We start from the raw sequence: 17,420 nt of genomic DNA, 5'->3' as shown, positions 1-17,420 counted from the left end.
CGGACGAGGGCCCGCTCCTCGTCCTGGGAGCGGGCCCTCGTGAGGGCGATATGGATTTCTGGCTACCCAGAACCCGGGCTTCCGGAACCCGGGCCGGGTGGGCTAGAACGCGGCCTCGTCCAGCTCCATCAGGTCCAGCTCGACGCCCTCGGCGAGCTTGCGCGCGCCGGTGACGCCGGGCAGGACGTTCGCCGCGAAGAACTTCGCCGCCGCGATCTTGCCCTGGTAGAACGCCTGGTCCTTGCCGGCCGCCGTCGGAAGCTTCTCGGCGGCGATCGCGGCACCCTTCAGCAGCAGGTAGCCGACGACCACGTCACCGGAGGCCATGAGCAGGCGGGTGGTGTTCAGGCCCACCTTGTAGATGTTCTTGACGTCCTGCTCGGTGGCAGCGAGGTCGGTCAGCATCAGGCCGACGATGGCCTCCAGCTCGACGGCGGCCTTCGCCAGGTGCTCGCGGGCCCCCGCCAGCTCCTCGCCGCCCTCGCCGAGCGCCAGGAACTTCTTGATGTCCTCGGCGAGCGAGTTCAGCGCGGCGCCCTGGTTGCGGACGATCTTCCGGAAGAAGAAGTCCTGGCCCTGGATCGCGGTGGTGCCCTCGTAGAGGGTGTCGATCTTGGCGTCGCGGATGTACTGCTCGATCGGGTACTCCTGCAGGAAGCCGGAGCCGCCGAAGGTCTGCAGCGACTGGGCCAGCTGCTCGTAGCCCTTCTCGGAGCCGTAGCCCTTCACGATCGGCAGGAGCAGGTCGTTGAGCGCGTGCTCGGCCTTGGCGTCCTCGCCGTTCGCCTCCTTGACCTGGATGGCGTCCTGGATCGAGGCGGTGTACATGACCAGGGCGCGCATGCCCTCGGCGTACGCCTTCTGCGTCATCAGCGAGCGGCGCACGTCGGGGTGGTGCGTGACGGTGACCTTCGGCGCGGACTTGTCCATGAAGTTCGCCAGGTCGGGGCCCTGGACGCGCTCCTTGGCGTACTCGAGCGCGTTCAGGTAGCCGGTCGACAGCGTCGAGATCGCCTTCGTGCCGACCATCATGCGGGCGAACTCGATGATGCGGAACATCTGGCGGATGCCGTCGTGCTTGTCGCCGATCAGCCAGCCCTTGGCGGGGTGCTGGTCGCCGAACGTCATCTCGCAGGTGTTGGAGGCCTTCAGGCCCATCTTGTGCTCGACGTTCGTCGCGTACACGCCGTTGCGCTCGCCCAGCTCGCCGGTCTCGAAGTCGAAGAGGTACTTCGGGACGAGAAAGAGCGACAGGCCCTTGGTGCCGGGGCCGGCACCCTCGGGACGGGCGAGGACGTAGTGGAGGATGTTCTCCTCCATGTCGTGCTCACCTGAGGTGATGAAGCGCTTCACGCCTTCTATGTGCCAGGAGCCGTCCTCCTGCTGGACCGCCTTGGTGCGGCCGGCGCCGACGTCGGAGCCCGCGTCGGGCTCGGTCAGCACCATGGTGGAGCCCCAGGTCTTCTCCACGGCGATCTTCGCGATGTGCTTCTGGACGTCGTTGCCCTCGTCGAAGAGGATGCCGGCGAAGGCCGGGCCGGAGGCGTACATCCACACGGCCGGGTTCGAGCCGAGCACGAGTTCCGCGTACGCCCAGATCAGGGAGCGCGGGGAGGTGGTGCCGCCGATCTCCTCGGGCAGGCCCAGGCGCCAGTACTCCGAGTCCATGAAGGCCTTGTAGCTCTTCTTGAACGTGTCCGGGACGGGCGCGGTGTTCGTCTCCGGGTCGAAGACCGGCGGGTTGCGGTCGGCGTCCGCGAAGGATTCGGCCAGCTCGTTCTCCGCGAGACGGGTCAGCTCCCCGAGGATGCTCTTCGCGGTCTCGGCGTCCATCTCGGCGAACGGTCCGTTGCCGTACACCTTGTCCCGTCCGAGGACTTCGAACAGGTTGAACTCGATGTCGCGGAGATTCGACTTGTAGTGCCCCATGGCGACGGCTCCGTTGAGAGATATCGGCGAGGCACTGGTTGTGGACCCTCGCGCTGCTTCTAGTTCACGTACCAACAAGTAGCTACGATGATGCTACCCGTCGGTAATAAGAAGCAACCCCGCATGGGTCATCTGTGACTCAGTACTCTTGCGCTCATGTACGGCTACGACCAGAACGTGGGTGCGGGTACTCAGCAGCAGTACGCCCAGGCGACGCCGGGTTCGGGCGGTTACGGGCAGCAGCCACCGCTGTATCCCGAGCCGTCCCCGCCGTCGCTCGCCGACGCGGTGCGGGCCTTCACCACCGGACAGCTGTCCGCGGAGGACTTCCAGCAGGTCTTCGCCACGTCGAAGGTCTACTGCCCGCGCGGCGACAACCCCGGATTCCTTGCGCTGCACAACACCCAGCAGCCGGTGATCCCGATGTTCACCTCGCTCAAGGAGCTGCGCCGGTACGCCGGCAAGGAGTCCAAGTACTTCGTGATCACCGGGGCCGAGGTCATCGACCTGCTGCCCACCGGCTACGGCTTCGTCGTCGACATGGAGGGCGAGCACCGGATGGTCTTCGACGCGAAGGCCGTGGAGCAGATGGTCGAGTTCGCGATGCGCAGGATGTACGGCTGACATCCGCCCTGTGGGAGCCCGGAGGGAATGCCCTCCGGGCTCCTTCTGTTGTGGGTGGCAGAAAGTTCAATGCTCAACTAAAGTGGTCGCACACAAGGAGGTACCGACATGCCTGCAGTGACCGTCGAGAACCCGCTGACGTTGCCGCGCGTGACCGCGTCGGCCGATGCCGTGGCACGTCCCGTACTCGCCGTCACGACCGCGCCGAGCGGTTTCGAGGGTGAGGGATTCCCGGTGCGCCGGGCGTTCGCCGGGATCAACTACAAGTACCTCGACCCGTTCATCATGATGGATCAGATGGGCGAGGTGGAGTACGCGCCGGGCGAGCCCAAGGGCACCCCCTGGCACCCGCACCGCGGATTCGAGACCGTCACCTACATCATCGACGGGATCTTCGACCACCAGGACTCCAACGGTGGCGGTGGCACCATCACCAACGGTGACACGCAGTGGATGACCGCGGGCTCGGGCCTCCTGCACATCGAGGCCCCGCCGGAGGCGCTCGTCATGTCCGGCGGGCTCTTCCACGGTCTGCAGCTGTGGGTGAACCTCCCGGCCAAGGACAAGATGATGCCCCCGCGCTACCAGGACATCCGCGGCGGCAGCGTGCAGCTGCTGTCGACCCCGGACGGCGGAGCGCTGCTGCGGGTGATCGCCGGTGAGCTGGACGGCCACCAGGGCCCCGGCATCACGCACACGCCGATCACGATGCTCCACGCGACGGTGGCGCCGGGTGCGGAGGTCACCCTGCCGTGGCGCGAGGACTTCAACGGTCTCGCCTACGTCCTCGCCGGCCGGGGCTCCGTCGGCACCGACCGACGCCCGGTCCGCATGGGGCAGACGGCCGTCTTCGGCGACGGCGGCTCCCTGACCGTCCGCGCGGACGAGACGCAGGACTCGAACACCCCGGACCTGGAGGTCGTGCTCCTGGGCGGGCAGCCGATCCGTGAGCCGATGGCCCACTACGGCCCCTTCGTCATGAACACCCGTGACGAACTCCAGCAGGCCTTCGAGGACTTCCAGAAGGGCCGTCTGGGGACCGTCCCCGCGGTGCACGGGATGACCGAGGGCGGCCTGTAGACCCCGGCCGCACAAACCTTTCCGCGCCGGGACCGCCGGACCTCTCGTTCGGCGGTCCCGGCGCGACACCGCATCTGACGTATGGCCAGATGAGAGGGTGCCCGCTCCGCAACCGCTGCTCCCCGGTCCCGTCCGGCGGCTCGGTGCCTGGTGCGCCGTCATCCTGCTGGTGGCGGGCGTCGGCTGGGTCGGCATCCGGCTCTGCGCGGAGCTCAGGACCGCGGTCACGCCGGTGCTGCTCGCACTGCTCGGCACCGCTCTCCTCAGGCCGCTGCACCGGCGGCTCGTGAGGGCGAAGGTCAACCGGTCGATCGCGGCCGGGCTGACGTGCGTGGCCGTCGTGGCCGTCGTCGGCGGGGCCGTGTACGTCGTGGTCGCCGCGCTCATCGACACCGGGGACCAGATCATCGCCTCGCTGAAGGACGCCGGCCGGGGGGTCGCCGATCACTTCGGGGCGGCCGGGACCTCGCTGGACGATGTCGCCTCCAACGCGAAGGACCTGCTGGGCAGGTTCGGCGGTACGGCCGCCTCCAACGTCATCAGCGGGGTCAGCGTCGTCGGCGAGGGCATCGCCATGGCGGTGCTGGCCCTGTTGCTCGTCTTCTTCTTCCTGAGGGACTCGCACCGGGCCGCCGGCCTGATCCGGGGCCTGGCTCCGGGCCGGAGCGGCGACACCCTCGAGGCCATGGCCCGGCGGGCCTACGAGGCCGTCGAGGGGTTCATGCGCGGCACCACCCTGATCGCGCTCATCGACGCCGTCTGCATCACGGTGGCACTGCTGGTCCTGAGCGTGCCCGGTGCCGTCGGACTCGGCGCGCTCGTCTTCGTCGGCGCCTTCATCCCCTACCTCGGCGCCTTCCTCTCCGGCGCCGTGGCCGTCCTGGTCGCACTCGCCGACCGCGGCTTCGTGATCGCGCTGTGGACCCTCGGTGCCGTCGTCGCCGTGCAGGTGCTGGAGGGCCATGTCCTCCAGCCGATGATCCAGAGCCGCACGGTGCAGATGCACCCGGCGGTGGTGATGGTCGCGATCACGGCGGGGGCGTCGGTGGCCGGCATCCTCGGCATGCTGCTGGCCGTCCCGCTCACCGCGGCGGCCTTCGGGATCGTCGGTGAACTGCGGGCGCGCCACGCCGGGTCCGAGCCGGGCTACTCGGCGAACGAGCCCTCCGCGGCCGAGCCGTCGGACTCGTAGAGCTCGAACCAGATGCTCTTGCCCTCGCCCTGGGGATCCACGCCCCAGGCGTCGGCGAGGAGTTCCATGAGGACCAGGCCGCGGCCGGAGGAGGCCAGTTCGCCGGGGCGACGCTTGTGCGGGAGGGCGTCGCTGGTGTCGGTGACCTGGACGCGCATCCGGCGGCTGCCGGACTCGCCGCGCACCTCGGCCAGCAGCAGCGCGTCGGCGTCGGTGTGCACCAGGACGTTGGTGAGCATCTCCGAGACCAGCAGCACCGCCGAGTCGACCTGGTCGGGCGAGGGCCAGTCGTGCAGCAGCTCGCGCAGCTGCTGGCGGGCCACCGCCACCCGCTCCGGTTCGGCCTGCGCGACGGACAGCATGGTGCGGCGCACGGGCGGCGGCACGAACAGCGTCCCGCCGCTGCTCTCCTCCGGCCGGTGCAGCAGCAGTACGGCTATGTCGTCCTCGCGCCGGTCGGCGAACGGGCCCGTGGTGTGGTGCGAGGAGGGGCCGTGCACGCCCTGCACCAAGGCGTCCGCCAGCTCCTCCAGATCGCCCTTGTGCTCCTCGAGGATCGTGCGCAGCCGCTGCCAGCCGCTCTCCAGGTCGTGCCCGCCGGTCTCGATCAGGCCGTCGGTGCAGATCAGCATGGTCTCGCCGGGTTCGAGGGTGATCCGGGTGGTCGGGTAGTCGGCGTCCGGGTCGATGCCGAGCGGCAGGCCGCCCGCCGTCGGCCGGGCCAGCACCGTGCCGTCCACCATCCGGATCGCCGGGTCGGGGTGCCCGGCGCGGGCGATGTGGAGGGTGCCGGTCGCCGGGTCGGCCTCCACGTACAGGCAGGTCGCGAAGCGCATGTCGGTGAGCGCGTCGTCCTCGGTGCCGCCGTCGGTCATGCCGTGCAGGAAGCGGGAGGCGCGGGAGAGCACCGCGTCGGGCCGGTGGCCCTCGGAGGCGTAGGCCCGCAGGGCGATCCGCAGCTGGCCCATCAGGCCGGCCGCCCGGACGTCGTGGCCCTGGACGTCGCCGATGACCAGGGCGATCCGCCCCGCTCCGGTGGAGGGACCCCCCGGCAGCGGGATCATGTCGTACCAGTCGCCGCCGACCTGGAGGCCGCCGCCGGTGGGTACGTAGCGGGCGGCGACGCTCATCCCCGGTATCTGCGGGCCGAGCGTCGGCAGCATCGAGCGCTGGAGGCCGTCGGTCAGCGCGCGCTCGGTCTCGGCGGTGCCCGCCCGGGACAGCGCCTGGGCGAGCATGCGGGCAACCGTCGTCAGCACGGACCGCTCGTCCGGATTGAAGGTGACGGGGTAGGCGAAGGCCGCCATCCAGGCGCCCATCGTGCGCCCGGCCACGGTGAGCGGCAGAAATGCCCAGGAATGGCGGTTGAAGGACGAGGCAAGGGGCCAGGTGACCGGATAGCGGGCCTTGTACTGATCGGGGGTCGAGATGTAGACGGCACGGCCGGTGCGGACCACCTCGGCGGCCGGGTAGTCCGTGTCCAGGGACATGTGCGAGAAGGGGCTGTCGTCGCCGGGCTGGTGCCCGTGGTGGCCGATGATCGTCAGCCGGTCGCCCTCGACGCCGAAGACCGCGAGCCCGTCGGGGGTGAACCCCGGCATCGACAGGCCCGCCGCGACCCGCAGCACCTCCGCGGTCGACCGCGCCTCGGCCAGCGCACGGCCCGCGTCCAGCAGGAACGCCTCCCGGGAGCGCCGCCAGTCGCCGGTGACGGCGCTGCGCCCGGCCGGTGTGCCGGGCGTCGGTTCGGTGACCTCCTGCAGGGTGCCGATCAGCTGGAAGGCCCGCTTCACGGGGTCGAACGACGGTTTGGAGCGGGAGCGGACGACACGGATCACCCGGCCGTGCTCGTCCATGATCCGGATGCGTACCTCGGCCAGCGTGCCCTCGGCGACGGCCAGGCCGACCACGGCCGTGATCTCGTTCCAGTCGACCGGATGGAGACGGGCCCTGGCCTGGGCCTCCGTGAGAGTGGTCTCCTCGGCGGGCAGGCCGAGCAGCCGAGCGGCCTCGGCGTCGACCGTGACCTTTTCGGTGGCGGTGTCCCAGTGCCACAGGCCGGTCGCGAGGGCGGCGAGAACCTCCCCCACGGCGGGCAGAGGCTCACCAGTGCGCATTGCCCCACTTTATGGAGAGGAGATCCTGGAGTGCCACCGATCGACGCCCCTTAATGGTGGGGAGCCGATCTTGGGGTGGCCGGTACGCTGGGGGTGTTTCACGTGAAACGTGCCCCCGATCCGCGAAGACTGGATGAACGACGATGCATCGGTACAGGTCCCACACCTGCGGCCAGCTCCGCTCCTCTGACGTCGGCACCGACGTCCGGCTGAGTGGCTGGCTGCACAATCGGCGCGACCTGGGCGGCATCCTCTTCATCGATCTGCGCGACCACTACGGCATCACGCAGCTCGTCGCGCGTCCCGGCACCGCCGCCTACGAGGCCCTCGACAAGGTCACGAAGGAGTCCACGGTCCGCGTCGACGGCACGGTCGTCTCCCGCGGCGCCGAGAACGTCAACCCGGACCTGCCCACCGGTGAGATCGAGGTCGAGGTGGGCGAGGTCGAGCTGCTCGGCGCCGCCGCCCCGCTCCCCTTCACGATCAACACCGAGGACGGGGTCAACGAGGAGCGGCGCCTGGAGTACCGCTTCCTGGACCTGCGCCGCGAGCGCATGCACCGCAACATCCTGCTGCGTACGTCGGTCATCTCGGCGATCCGCCACAAGATGACCGCGCTGGGCTTCAACGAGATGGCGACGCCGATCCTGTCCGCCACCTCCCCCGAGGGCGCCCGCGACTTCGTCGTGCCCTCGCGCCTGAACCCCGGCAAGTTCTACGCGCTGCCGCAGGCCCCGCAGCAGTTCAAGCAGCTGCTGATGATCTCCGGCTTCGACCGCTACTTCCAGATCGCGCCCTGCTTCCGGGACGAGGACGCGCGTGCGGACCGCTCGCCGGGCGAGTTCTACCAGCTCGACATCGAGATGTCCTTCGTCGAGCAGGAGGACGTCTTCCAGCCGGTCGAGAAGCTGATGACCGAGCTCTTCGAGGAGTTCGGGAACGGCCGGCACGTCACCTCGCCCTTCCCGCGCATCCCGTTCCGCGAGGCGATGCTCAAGTACGGCTCCGACAAGCCGGACCTGCGGGCCAAGCTGGAGCTCGTCGACATCACCGACGTCTTCGAGGGTTCGGAGTTCAAGGCGTTCGCGGGCAAGCACGTGCGCGCGCTGCCCGTCCCGGCGGTCCAGGACCAGCCGCGGAAGTTCTTCGACCAGCTGGGTGACTTCGCGGTCTCCCAGGGTGCGAAGGGTCTGGCCTGGGTGCGGGTCGCCGAGGACGGTTCGCTGACCGGCCCGATCGCCAAGTTCCTCACCGAGGAGAACGTCGCCGAGCTGACCAAGCGGCTCCAGCTCGCCGCCGGTCATGCCGTCTTCTTCGGCGCGGGCGAGTTCGACGAGGTCTCCAAGATCATGGGTGCGGTGCGGGTCGAGGCCGCCAAGCGCGCCGGGCAGTTCGAGGACGGCGTCTTCCGCTTCTGCTGGATCGTCGACTTCCCGATGTACGAGAAGGACGAGGACACCGGCGCGATCGACTTCTCGCACAACCCCTTCTCGATGCCGCAGGGCGGCCTGGAGGCCCTGGAGACCCAGGACCCGCTGGACATCCTCGGCTGGCAGTACGACATCGTCTGCAACGGCGTGGAGCTGTCCTCCGGCGCGATCCGGAACCACGAGCCGGACATCATGCTGAAGGCCTTCGAGATCGCGGGCTACGACCGCGAGACCGTCGAGGAGAAGTTCGCGGGCATGCTGCGCGCCTTCCGCTTCGGCGCCCCGCCGCACGGCGGCATCGCGCCCGGTGTCGACCGCATCGTGATGCTGCTGGCCGACGAGCCGAACATCCGCGAGACCATCGCCTTCCCGCTCAACGGCAACGCCCAGGACCTGATGATGGGCGCGCCGACGGAGCTGGAGGAGGCGCGGCTGAAGGAGCTGCACCTGTCGGTGCGCAAGCCGCAGCCGAAGTAACCGCAGCGGACTGAAGGGCCCGGGACCGGCGACGGTTTCGGGCCCTTTCGCGTGCGGGGCCCCGCGGCCGGGACGGGCTCACCGGAGGCCCACAGCAGGCCCGGGGAGGGCGCACAGCGGCCTGTCGTGTCATGGGGGAGGGACACGGACACGGGAGGTGAGCCATGGGATACGCGATCGCGCTCGCGGCGCTGCTGATCGCAGGGGCGGTGTGCACGGCCGTGCGCCGGGCGCGGGGCGCACGGGGTGCGTCCCGGCTGGACACGGAGGCCGAGGCCCACCGCCTGCTGCTCCGGCTGGACGCCGGCCTGGCCCCGCCGGACGCGGCGAGCTGGGCCGGCGCCGACGCCTCGGCGGGGCGGGCGCTGACGGAGGCCGCGGAGTGCCGTCGCACGGCCCGGGTCCTGCTGGCGGACGCCCGTACGACGGCGGAGTACGAGCGGGCCACGCGCCTCGCGCAGGAGGGCCTCCGGCACGTCCGAGCGGCGCGTGAGGCGCTGGGACACGGTGCCCTGCCGGAGGATGGCGCGAATCCGACGGTGGCTGCGGGCGAGCCCCGGGGATTCGTGGGTCTCCACAGCGCTTTCCCACGCTCCTGACAGGCGCCACTCCTACCTTCGCCGTCCATGACGGGAAAGCAGACGGCCGAAGAGCCGAAACACAAGAAGGACCTGACACGCCGGAAGGTCGTCGCCGTGGGCGCGGGCGCCGCGGCGGCCGTGGGCCTCAGAGGAGGCTTCGCCCTGAACGCCTCCGCGGACGAGTCGGCCACCGGCGCCTCGGCGGGCGGCAGCAGTGCCGAGACCTGCTACAGGCTCACCTCCGAGACCACCGAGGGGCCGTACTACATCGACGCGGACAAGATCCGCCGGGACATCACCGAGGACAAGGAGGGCATCCCGCTCACGCTCAGCCTCAAGGTGATCGACTCCGAGACCTGCGCGCCGGTCCGGAACGCGGCCGTGGACATCTGGCACTGCGACGCGCTGGGCATCTACTCCGGCTACGAGAGCCTGTCGACCGGCGGCGGCAGCGCCCCGACCGGCACTCCGACGGGCGCGCCGCCGTCCGGCGGCACCGGCGGTGGCGGCCACGAGGAGCCGACGGACGACAAGCGCTACCTGCGCGGCACCTGGAAGACCGACCGGCACGGCCGGGTGACCTTCAGGACGATCTTCCCTGGCTGGTACCGGGGCCGCTGCGTCCACATCCACGCCAAGGTGCATGTGGACGGCACATGGACGGACGCCGACTACGAGGGCGGCCACACCTGCCACACCGGCCAGTTCTTCTTCGCCGAGGAGGCGGTCCTCGCCGCGGCGAAGGTCGAGCCCTACTCCACCAGCACCACCGAGCGCACCACGCTCACCGAGGACACGATCTACGACCAGAGCGGCACCACGGGCGGCCTGCTCAGGCTGGCGTACGACAGGAGGCACATCGCGAAGGGCGTGCACGCGTCGATCACGGTCGGCGTCGACCCCGACGAGACCCACGACGGCACGGACGACGGCGGGCAGCCGGGCCCCTCGGCGTCGGCCTCGGCATCGTCGTAGGCGACGAGTCCGCGCGCGGCCGGGGCCGGAGTCCCGGTCACGTGTCGTAGGTGCCGTCCCACGGTTCGCCGAAGCCGAGGTGGTCCGGGTACAGCTCGGCCCACGGCTCGCCGTCGTCCTCGCCGGTCAGCAGGCCGAACAGGACGCCGTCCACGGTGACGCGGAAGGGGCGGACGGCGATGTCCGTGTAGGAGCGGCGCGGGAGGCTGCGCAGCAGCTTGGCCAGGTGGACCCGGGCGCGGGCGAGCACGGAGTCGTCCCCGTCCGGGTCGCGCTGCTGCTCGGCCCAGGTGCCGGCGCACCAGATCTCGGAGTCGCGGTAGTGGCCCTCGGCGTCGAAGAGATGGAGCACGGTGTAGAGGCGTTTGTGCTCTTCCCAGCCGTCGTCGGGGCGGAACCCTTCGGGAAACGCATAGGTGACCGACGCCAGGAACTGACCGTCTGCGTACCGTCCGATGCTCTCGGTACGGTGCCTCGGCGCGTAGGCGATCGGAATGACCTCTGGGACTGCCATGGCGGAAACCATAAGGGTGAGCTGCAACACTCCGGAACCGGGGGCCCGTTGACTACGGCAACGAATTACGCGGGCTCGCCGCCGAAGCGCTCCTTGTAGGCCTGAAGGTCCTCGTCCGTCAGCTTTGCGAACAGCACCGGCGGGACGGTGAACGGGGTGCCGGCGGGCACCGCGGTGAGGGCCTTCGCCTCCTCCGGGGTCACCCAGGTCGCCGTGTCGTCCGCGAGGGCGAAGGACTGGCGCATGGCGGCCGACGTCGTCGGGATGAAGGGCTCCGAGACCACCGCGTAGAGGTGGATCAGGTTCATCGCCGTGCGCAGGGTGAGGGCCGCGCCGTCCTTGTCCGTCTTGATCTCCAGCCAGGGGGCCTTCTCCTCGAGGTAGGAGTTGCCGGCCGACCACAGGGCGCGCAGCGCGGCCGCCGCCTTGCGGAACTGGAGGGACTCCATCTGCGCCTCGTACTCGGCGAGGAGCTCGGCGATCTGCCCGCCCAGCTTCGCCTCAGCCTCGCCGGGTTCGCCGCCCGCCGGGACCTCCTCGCCGAAGCGCTTCCTGGAGAAGGACAGGACGCGGTTGACGAAGTTGCCGAGGGTGTCGGCGAGGTCCTTGTTGACCGTCGCCGTGAAGTGCTCCCAGGTGAAGGACGAGTCGTCCGACTCGGGGGCGTTGGCGATGAGGAAGTACCGCCAGTAGTCCGCCGGCAGGATCTCCAGCGCCTGGTCGGTGAAGACGCCCCGCTTCTGGCTGGTGGAGAACTTCCCGCCGTAGTACGTCAGCCAGTTGAAGGCCTTGACGTAGTCGACCTTCTTCCACGGCTCGCGCACGCCGAGCTCGGTGGCGGGGAACATCACCGTGTGGAACGGGACGTTGTCCTTCGCCATGAACTCGGTGTAGCGGACGGTGGTGTCGACGTCGTACCACCAGGACTTCCAGTCACGGTTCTCCGGGTCCTTGTCGGACCACTCCTTCGTCGCGGCGATGTACTCGATCGGTGCGTCGAACCAGACGTAGAAGACCTTGCCCTCGGCGGCCAGCTCCGGCCAGGTGTCGGCCGGGACCGGGACGCCCCAGTCCAGGTCGCGGGTGATCGCCCGGTCGTGCAGGCCCTCGTTCAGCCACTTGCGGGCGATCGAGGAGGCGAGCTGCGGCCAGTCGTGCTCGTGGCGGGAGACCCACTCCTCGACCTCGTGCTGGAGCTTCGACTGGAGGAGGAAGAGGTGCTTGGTCTCGCGGACCTCCAGGTCGGTGGAGCCGGAGATCGCCGAGCGGGGGTTGATCAGGTCGGTCGGGTCCAGGACGCGGGTGCAGTTCTCGCACTGGTCGCCGCGGGCCTTGTCGTAGCCGCAGTGCGGGCAGGTGCCCTCGACGTAGCGGTCCGGGAGGAAGCGGCCGTCGGCCGGGCTGTAGACCTGGCGGATCGCCCGCTCCTCGATGAAGCCGTTCTCGTTGAGGCGGCGGGCGAAGTGCTGGGTGATCTCGACGTTCTGCGGGCTCGAGCTGCGGCCGAAGTAGTCGAAGGCGAGCGCGAAGCCGTCGTAGACCGCCTTCTGGGCGTCGTGGGCCTGGGCGCAGAACTCGTCGACCGGCAGGCCCTGCTCCTTCGCGGCCAGCTCGGCCGGGGTGCCGTGCTCGTCCGTCGCGCAGATGTACAGGACGTCGTGGTCGCGCTGGCGCAGGTACCGGGAGTACACGTCCGCCGGGAGCATGGACCCCACCATGTTGCCCAGGTGCTTGATTCCGTTGATGTACGGAAGGGCGCTGGTGATGAGGTGTCGAGCCATCGGGGGCTGCTCCCAGGTCGGATGTGCTGCTGCTTTTGCGAACCTTGAAATCGTAGCCGACATGGGTGGGCCGCCCGCTTCCCGTTTTCGCACGGTGGGAAGGGGGCGGCCCGGGGTGATCGCGGGGGTGCGCCGCTACGGGCGCCAGTCGATCAGTACGCCGTCGTAGAGCTCCGCGTCCGTGAGCTCCTTGGGGGTCGGGCCCGCGTGGAAGAAGGCCGTGTTGCCGGTCTTCAGCTTGCGCAGGTAGTCGAAGGCCTTGTTGTCGTGGTCGCCGAACGCGACGAAGGAGAAGAACACCGAGGGGTGGGTCTTCGCGGCGTCGGTGAGGGACTTCGTGGCCGGGGTCTTGGCGTCCGGGGCGCCGTCGGTCTGGAAGACGACGAGGGCGGGGGTGCCGGGGGTGGCGTGCTGGTCGTAGTGCGCGAGGACCGCTTCGACGGCGGCGTGGTAGCTGGTACGGCCCATGCGGCCGAGGCCGGCGTGCGCGTCGTCGATCGCGGTCTCGGAGGAGGCCGGGGTGAGGTCGGCGGTGCCGTCGAGTTCGGTGGAGAAGAAGACGACGTGGACGGTGGTGTCCGGGGCGTCGGGGTCCAGGTGCTCGGCGAGGGCGAGGGTCTGGTCGGCGAGGGCCTGGGCGGAGCCGTCCTTGTAGTACGCGCGCATGCTCGCGGAGCGGTCGAGGACGAGGTAGGTCTTTGCGCGGGTGCCGGTGAGGTTGGCTTTGGTGAGGGCTGCGGCGGCGGGGTTTTCGGCGTCCGTCACGGCCTCGGCTTCGCCTTCGCCCGCCGTGTTCCCACCCGCACCACCCGTACCACTCTCGTGGTCGGGTGCCGGTGGCCCCTGTGGGGCCTCCTCGCCGTCGGCGGCCTCGGGTTCGTCCCCGGCCGCGGCGACCGGCTCCGGCGTCTGCTCCGGTTCCTCGGCCTCGACCTCGACCTCGACCTCGGCCTCGACGTCGGCGACGGGCTCGGCCTCGACCCCGGCGACGGCCTCGGGCTCGGTCTCAGCGACCGGCTCGGGCTGGGGCTCCGGGGTGGCCGCGGGCTCCGGCTCAGGCTCGGCTGCCGCGACCGGCTCCGGGGCGCTCGCGGCCTCGGGCTCGGTCTCAGCGATCGGCTCGGGCTTCGGCTCCTCGGCGGCAGGCGTCGGCTCCGCCTCCGGCTCGGGGGAGACCTCCGTGGCTGATTCCCGCCGCTCCTCGGCGGCAGGCTCCGGCTCCGCCTCGGCCACCGGCTCCTCGGCCACCGGCTCCTCGGCCACCGGCTCCTCGGCCACCGGCTCCTCGGCCTCCGGCTCCTCGGCTACCGGCTCCGGCTCCTCCGCCTCGGCGGCAGGCTCCGGCTCCGCCTCGGCCACCGGCGTCGGCTCCTCCGCCTCGGCCACCGGCGCCGGCTCCGCCGGACCCGGCGTCGGCTCGTTGTCCAGTGGTTCCGATGGTCTCGGGACCGTCACGTTGTCGAAGGCCGCCGAGACCAGATCGTGCTGGTCGTCGGTCTCCGTGGTCGACGAGCGGGGCTCGGGGACCTGGGCCGTGGTGGGGGGCTGAGGTTCGGGGGACGGGGAGGGGACCGTCGGCTCCGGGGAGCGCGAAGGAGTTAGGTCCGCACCCTCTGCCTCGGCGGCACGCCCTTTGCGTGACCTGCCGAACGCATTCCGCAGGAGAGTGAGAATGCCCATGTGCGCAACCCTTCGCGTGAGTTGATGCCCGTTTAATCCCTGGCCAGGACGGACACGTAAGGTTAGCGGCCCCGGATGGCGATCTTGGGGAGGGGCAAGGGACAGTGCGGCCACTTGTGTCAAGCACGCCTCAACAGCCGCTCGGCTGAACCGCGTTCCAGCCACTCCCGGTACGTCGGTGCCTGACGGGCAGATTCCCAGTACGCCTCCTCCAGCGCGGGCAGGGCGCCGTCCAGGTCCGTCTCGGTGCGGGCGGCCAGCAGCAGGCGGACGCCGAGCGGGTCGCCCCGCAGGCGGCGTACCACCATGTCGGAGTGGGAGACGGCGGTCGGCTGGCAGATGGTGACCACCTCGCCGGTCGCGACCAGGGCGGCGGCCGTGTGGTAGTCGCCGTGCAGGACGTGCGGATGGATCTCCGCCCGGCGGAACATGTGCTGCACGGCGTCCCACTCGCCGTCCACCGTCGGGTCGATCATCCAGCGGTCGGCGGCGAGGTCGCGGACGTCGACCGCCGGGTGCGCGGCCGCCGGGTGGTCGGCCGGCAGGTACACGAACTGCGGCTCGCGCTCGACCAGGACGCGCAGCCGCAGCCCCTCGGGGATGCGCAGCCGGCTGCCCTCGACCTCGTGCACGAAGGCGACGTCCAGCTGGCCGTCGGCGACCATGCGCAGCAGGGCGTTCGGGGAGACGTTCATGTGCAGGGTGGGGTCCTGGCCGCGGGCCCGCAGCCGGCGCAGCCAGCCCGCGAGGGCCTTGCTCGCGGTGGAGCCGACGCGCAGCTCGGGGCCGCCCGTCGCGGCGGCCCGCGCCTCGCTCACCAGGGAGCGCATTTCGGCCACCAGCGGGCGGGCGCGGCTCAGCACCAGGCTGCCCAGCGGGGTGGGCCGGCACCCGGTGCGCGCGCGGACGAACAGCGCGCCGCCCAGCTCCTGCTCGATACGGCGCAGCTGTGTGCTCAACGACGGCTGGGCGACGCCCAGTTGACGCGCGGCGCGGTGCAGGCTGCCGGTGTCCGCTATGGCGCACAGCGCGCGGAGGTGTCGCACCTCGAGGTCCATGCCCTCGGAGCGTAAAGCGGAATCAAAGCTTTCACCAGACGCACAAACACCGGCAGGAACACGCGAATCGGGTCGTCCGGCGAACCGCGATAGGGCCGCGCTATCGGCGGTTGGCATCATCACAGCGCTCGCACAGGCGCACACACTCACCGGTGACGACTGACTCACCCCCACCTAGGAGTCATCGATGCACCAGCGCACTCCCCTGCCCATGTCCCGGTCCAAGGCCGCGCGTACGGCGTTCGTGGCCGGTGTCGGCCTCGCGGTGATCGGCCTCGGCACGGCGGTTCCGGCCGCCGCGTCCCCGGCCCCGGCACCGTACTCCGGCTACACCGGCTCGGCCGCCGAGGCCAAGGCGAACCAGGCGTTCTTCCAGGCGGTCCTGAAGTCCGTCGCCGAGAAGCGCGCCGCGCACCCGAACAGCGCCGCCGCCGTCACGGTCACCTACGACCCCTCCGGGGCGCCGACGTTCAGCGCCCAGATAGCCCGCGCCGCCCAGATATGGAACGGCGCCGAGTCGAACGTGAAGCTCCAGGCCGGTTCGTCGGGCGCCGACTTCAGCTACCGCGAGGGCAACGACTCGCGCGGCTCGTACGCCTCGACCGACGGTCACGGCAGTGGCTACGTCTTCCTCGACTACGCGCAGAACCAGCAGTACGACTCCACGCGCGTGGCCGCCCACGAGACCGGCCACGTCCTCGGTCTGCCCGACCACTACGAGGGCCCGTGCAGCGAGCTGATGTCCGGGGGCGGGCCCGGCCCGTCCTGCACCAACCCCAATCCGGACGCCAACGAGCGGGCCCGCGTGGACCAGCTGTGGGCCAACGGCTTCGCCGCCGCCCTCGACAAGGCGATGAGCGAGAAGTCCCTGCACAAGTCCGGCCGCTAGGTCCCCGCGGCGCCACCCCCCACACCACGGTGCGGGCCGTCCTCCTGCACAGGGCGGCCCGCACCGGCCTGTCCGGGGGCCCGGCTCAGGGTCATCCGCGCCGGTGGAGCGTGATGTCCACGAGGAGGGCGCGGTGGTCGGTGCCGGCCGGCCGCAGGAAGCGCGCGCTGCTCGCGGAGAAGTCCCGGGAGAGCAGCACGTGGTCGATCTGCGCGCCGAACCCCGGGGTCAGCCGCGCGGGCCAGCTCGGCGTACGGGCGTGCCCGGTGAGCGCGGCCGCGTCGCTCAGGCCCGTGTCGAGGATGCGGCGGAAGGCGGCGTGGTCCTGCGAGGAGTTGAAGTCGCCGGCCAGGACGAGCGGGGTGCGCGTGGCGGCGGCCGTGTCCCGCAACCGCCCGAGCTCGCGGCGCCAGAGGCCGACCTGTCCCGGCAACGGCGGCATCGGATGCGCGAGTTGGAGCCGCACCTCGTGCCCGCGCACATCGGCGACGGCACCGGGCATCCCCATGGTGCCGCGCACCCCGCCCGTGCCCCTCAGCGGAAAGCGGCTGAGGATGAGCGACCCCTTGGACCCCTCGGCCGCGACGGCCTGCCGGTACGGATACGCGGTCCCGAACTCCCGCCGCAGCGTGTCCTGGCAGCCGTACTCGCACTCCTCGACGAACACGATGTCGGGCCGGTGCCGCCGGATCTCCGGCACGAGCGAACCGGTGCCGCGCCCGAACTCGACGTTCGAGGTCAGCACCTGGAACTCGGCGACCGGCGTACCACCGGCGTCGTCCGTCCTGCCGTACGGCTCGATGTACCAGGCCAGCAGCCCCAGCACGACGAGCGCCCACAGCATGCCGAGCCGCCACCGCGCGAGCAGCGTGAGCAGGAGCGCCAGCCCGGCGGGCACGAGGAGCCAGGGCAGGAAGGCGAGGAGCTGGGGCACCGGGGTGATGCCGTCCGTGTCGGCGACACGGCAGCCGACGACAGCGCTCACGGCGACGAGGAGCAGACCGGCGCACCAGGCTGCGAGGCGTCGGCCTGGGCGTCGTATGGGTCGGCCCTCGCTCGCGGCGGTCCACTCGGCGGTGGCAGTGTCCACGTC

14 protein-coding genes are annotated in these 17,420 nt (G+C 70.7%); 7 read left to right on the top strand and 7 right to left on the bottom strand.

Annotation, left to right across the window (positions count from 1 at the left end; genetic code table 11):
• Positions 1–102 precede the first annotated feature (102 nt).
• Positions 103–1,929, bottom strand: a complete 1,827-nt coding sequence (locus ACIBN2_RS26890; RefSeq protein WP_399137936.1) for an acyl-CoA dehydrogenase — start codon at positions 1,927–1,929, stop codon at positions 103–105.
• A gap of 156 nt (positions 1,930–2,085) precedes the next feature.
• Between ACIBN2_RS26890 and ACIBN2_RS26885 the strand changes: the two genes are divergently transcribed.
• The 3 genes from ACIBN2_RS26885 (at position 2,086) to ACIBN2_RS26875 (ending at position 4,825) form a co-directional block, all read left to right on the top strand.
• Complete coding sequence (locus ACIBN2_RS26885) at positions 2,086–2,553, top strand: SseB family protein (RefSeq protein WP_399137934.1); 468 nt, start codon at positions 2,086–2,088, stop codon at positions 2,551–2,553.
• A 108-nt stretch (positions 2,554–2,661) separates the two neighbouring features.
• The gene (locus ACIBN2_RS26880; RefSeq protein ID WP_399137933.1) at positions 2,662–3,633 is read left to right on the top strand and encodes a pirin family protein; all 972 of its coding nucleotides are present in this window, start codon (positions 2,662–2,664) and stop codon (positions 3,631–3,633) included.
• 97 nt (positions 3,634–3,730) lie between these two features.
• Positions 3,731–4,825: an AI-2E family transporter gene (locus ACIBN2_RS26875; protein WP_399137931.1), complete on the top strand. Its 1,095-nt coding sequence runs from the start codon at positions 3,731–3,733 to the stop codon at positions 4,823–4,825.
• On the opposite strand, the gene ACIBN2_RS26870 is transcribed toward ACIBN2_RS26875, so the two are convergent.
• Entirely contained in the window at positions 4,780–6,942 is a 2,163-nt protein-coding gene (locus tag ACIBN2_RS26870; RefSeq protein WP_399137930.1) for a SpoIIE family protein phosphatase, read from the bottom strand. The two genes, ACIBN2_RS26875 and ACIBN2_RS26870, sit on opposite strands and share 46 nt — an antisense overlap.
• A 143-nt stretch (positions 6,943–7,085) precedes the next feature.
• Here ACIBN2_RS26870 and aspS point away from each other — a divergent pair, with 143 nt between their 5' ends.
• From aspS to ACIBN2_RS26855, 3 genes are all read left to right on the top strand, one after another.
• Complete coding sequence (aspS, locus tag ACIBN2_RS26865; protein ID WP_399137928.1) at positions 7,086–8,849, top strand: aspartate--tRNA ligase; 1,764 nt, start codon at positions 7,086–7,088, stop codon at positions 8,847–8,849.
• Positions 8,850–9,013: 164 nt separating this feature from the next.
• Positions 9,014–9,448, top strand: a complete 435-nt coding sequence (locus ACIBN2_RS26860) for a hypothetical protein (protein ID WP_399137927.1) — start codon at positions 9,014–9,016, stop codon at positions 9,446–9,448.
• Positions 9,449–9,475: 27 nt separating this feature from the next.
• The gene (locus ACIBN2_RS26855; RefSeq protein ID WP_399137925.1) at positions 9,476–10,405 is read left to right on the top strand and encodes an intradiol ring-cleavage dioxygenase; all 930 of its coding nucleotides are present in this window, start codon (positions 9,476–9,478) and stop codon (positions 10,403–10,405) included.
• Positions 10,406–10,442: 37 nt separating this feature from the next.
• Here ACIBN2_RS26855 and ACIBN2_RS26850 read toward each other — a convergent pair whose 3' ends face one another.
• The 4 genes from ACIBN2_RS26850 to ACIBN2_RS26835 all read right to left on the bottom strand — a co-directional run bounded on the left by ACIBN2_RS26850 (position 10,443) and on the right by ACIBN2_RS26835 (position 15,438).
• Complete coding sequence (locus tag ACIBN2_RS26850) at positions 10,443–10,919, bottom strand: hypothetical protein (RefSeq protein ID WP_399137924.1); 477 nt, start codon at positions 10,917–10,919, stop codon at positions 10,443–10,445.
• A gap of 65 nt (positions 10,920–10,984) precedes the next feature.
• Entirely contained in the window at positions 10,985–12,700 is a 1,716-nt protein-coding gene (metG, locus tag ACIBN2_RS26845) for a methionine--tRNA ligase (RefSeq protein ID WP_399137923.1), read from the bottom strand.
• 135 nt (positions 12,701–12,835) lie between these two features.
• Positions 12,836–14,380, bottom strand: coding sequence for a VWA domain-containing protein (locus ACIBN2_RS26840; protein WP_399137921.1), 1,545 nt, complete (start codon positions 14,378–14,380; stop codon positions 12,836–12,838).
• Between the two features lie 119 nt (positions 14,381–14,499).
• The gene (locus tag ACIBN2_RS26835; protein ID WP_399137919.1) at positions 14,500–15,438 is read right to left on the bottom strand and encodes a LysR family transcriptional regulator; all 939 of its coding nucleotides are present in this window, start codon (positions 15,436–15,438) and stop codon (positions 14,500–14,502) included.
• A gap of 187 nt (positions 15,439–15,625) precedes the next feature.
• On the opposite strand from ACIBN2_RS26835, the gene snpA reads away from it, so the two are divergent.
• The gene (gene snpA / locus ACIBN2_RS26830; RefSeq protein WP_399137917.1) at positions 15,626–16,327 is read left to right on the top strand and encodes a snapalysin; all 702 of its coding nucleotides are present in this window, start codon (positions 15,626–15,628) and stop codon (positions 16,325–16,327) included.
• A gap of 91 nt (positions 16,328–16,418) precedes the next feature.
• Here the strand turns inward: snpA and ACIBN2_RS26825 are convergent, their stop codons facing one another.
• Positions 16,419–17,417: an endonuclease/exonuclease/phosphatase family protein gene (locus ACIBN2_RS26825; protein WP_399137915.1), complete on the bottom strand. Its 999-nt coding sequence runs from the start codon at positions 17,415–17,417 to the stop codon at positions 16,419–16,421.
• Positions 17,418–17,420 lie beyond the last annotated feature (3 nt).

The organism is Streptomyces sp. NPDC050534 (assembly GCF_044457745.1).
GTDB lineage: Bacteria > Actinomycetota > Actinomycetes > Streptomycetales > Streptomycetaceae > Streptomyces.
The sequence above is the reverse complement of the archived record's forward strand: the minus strand, read 5'-3'. Positions and strand labels throughout refer to the sequence as shown.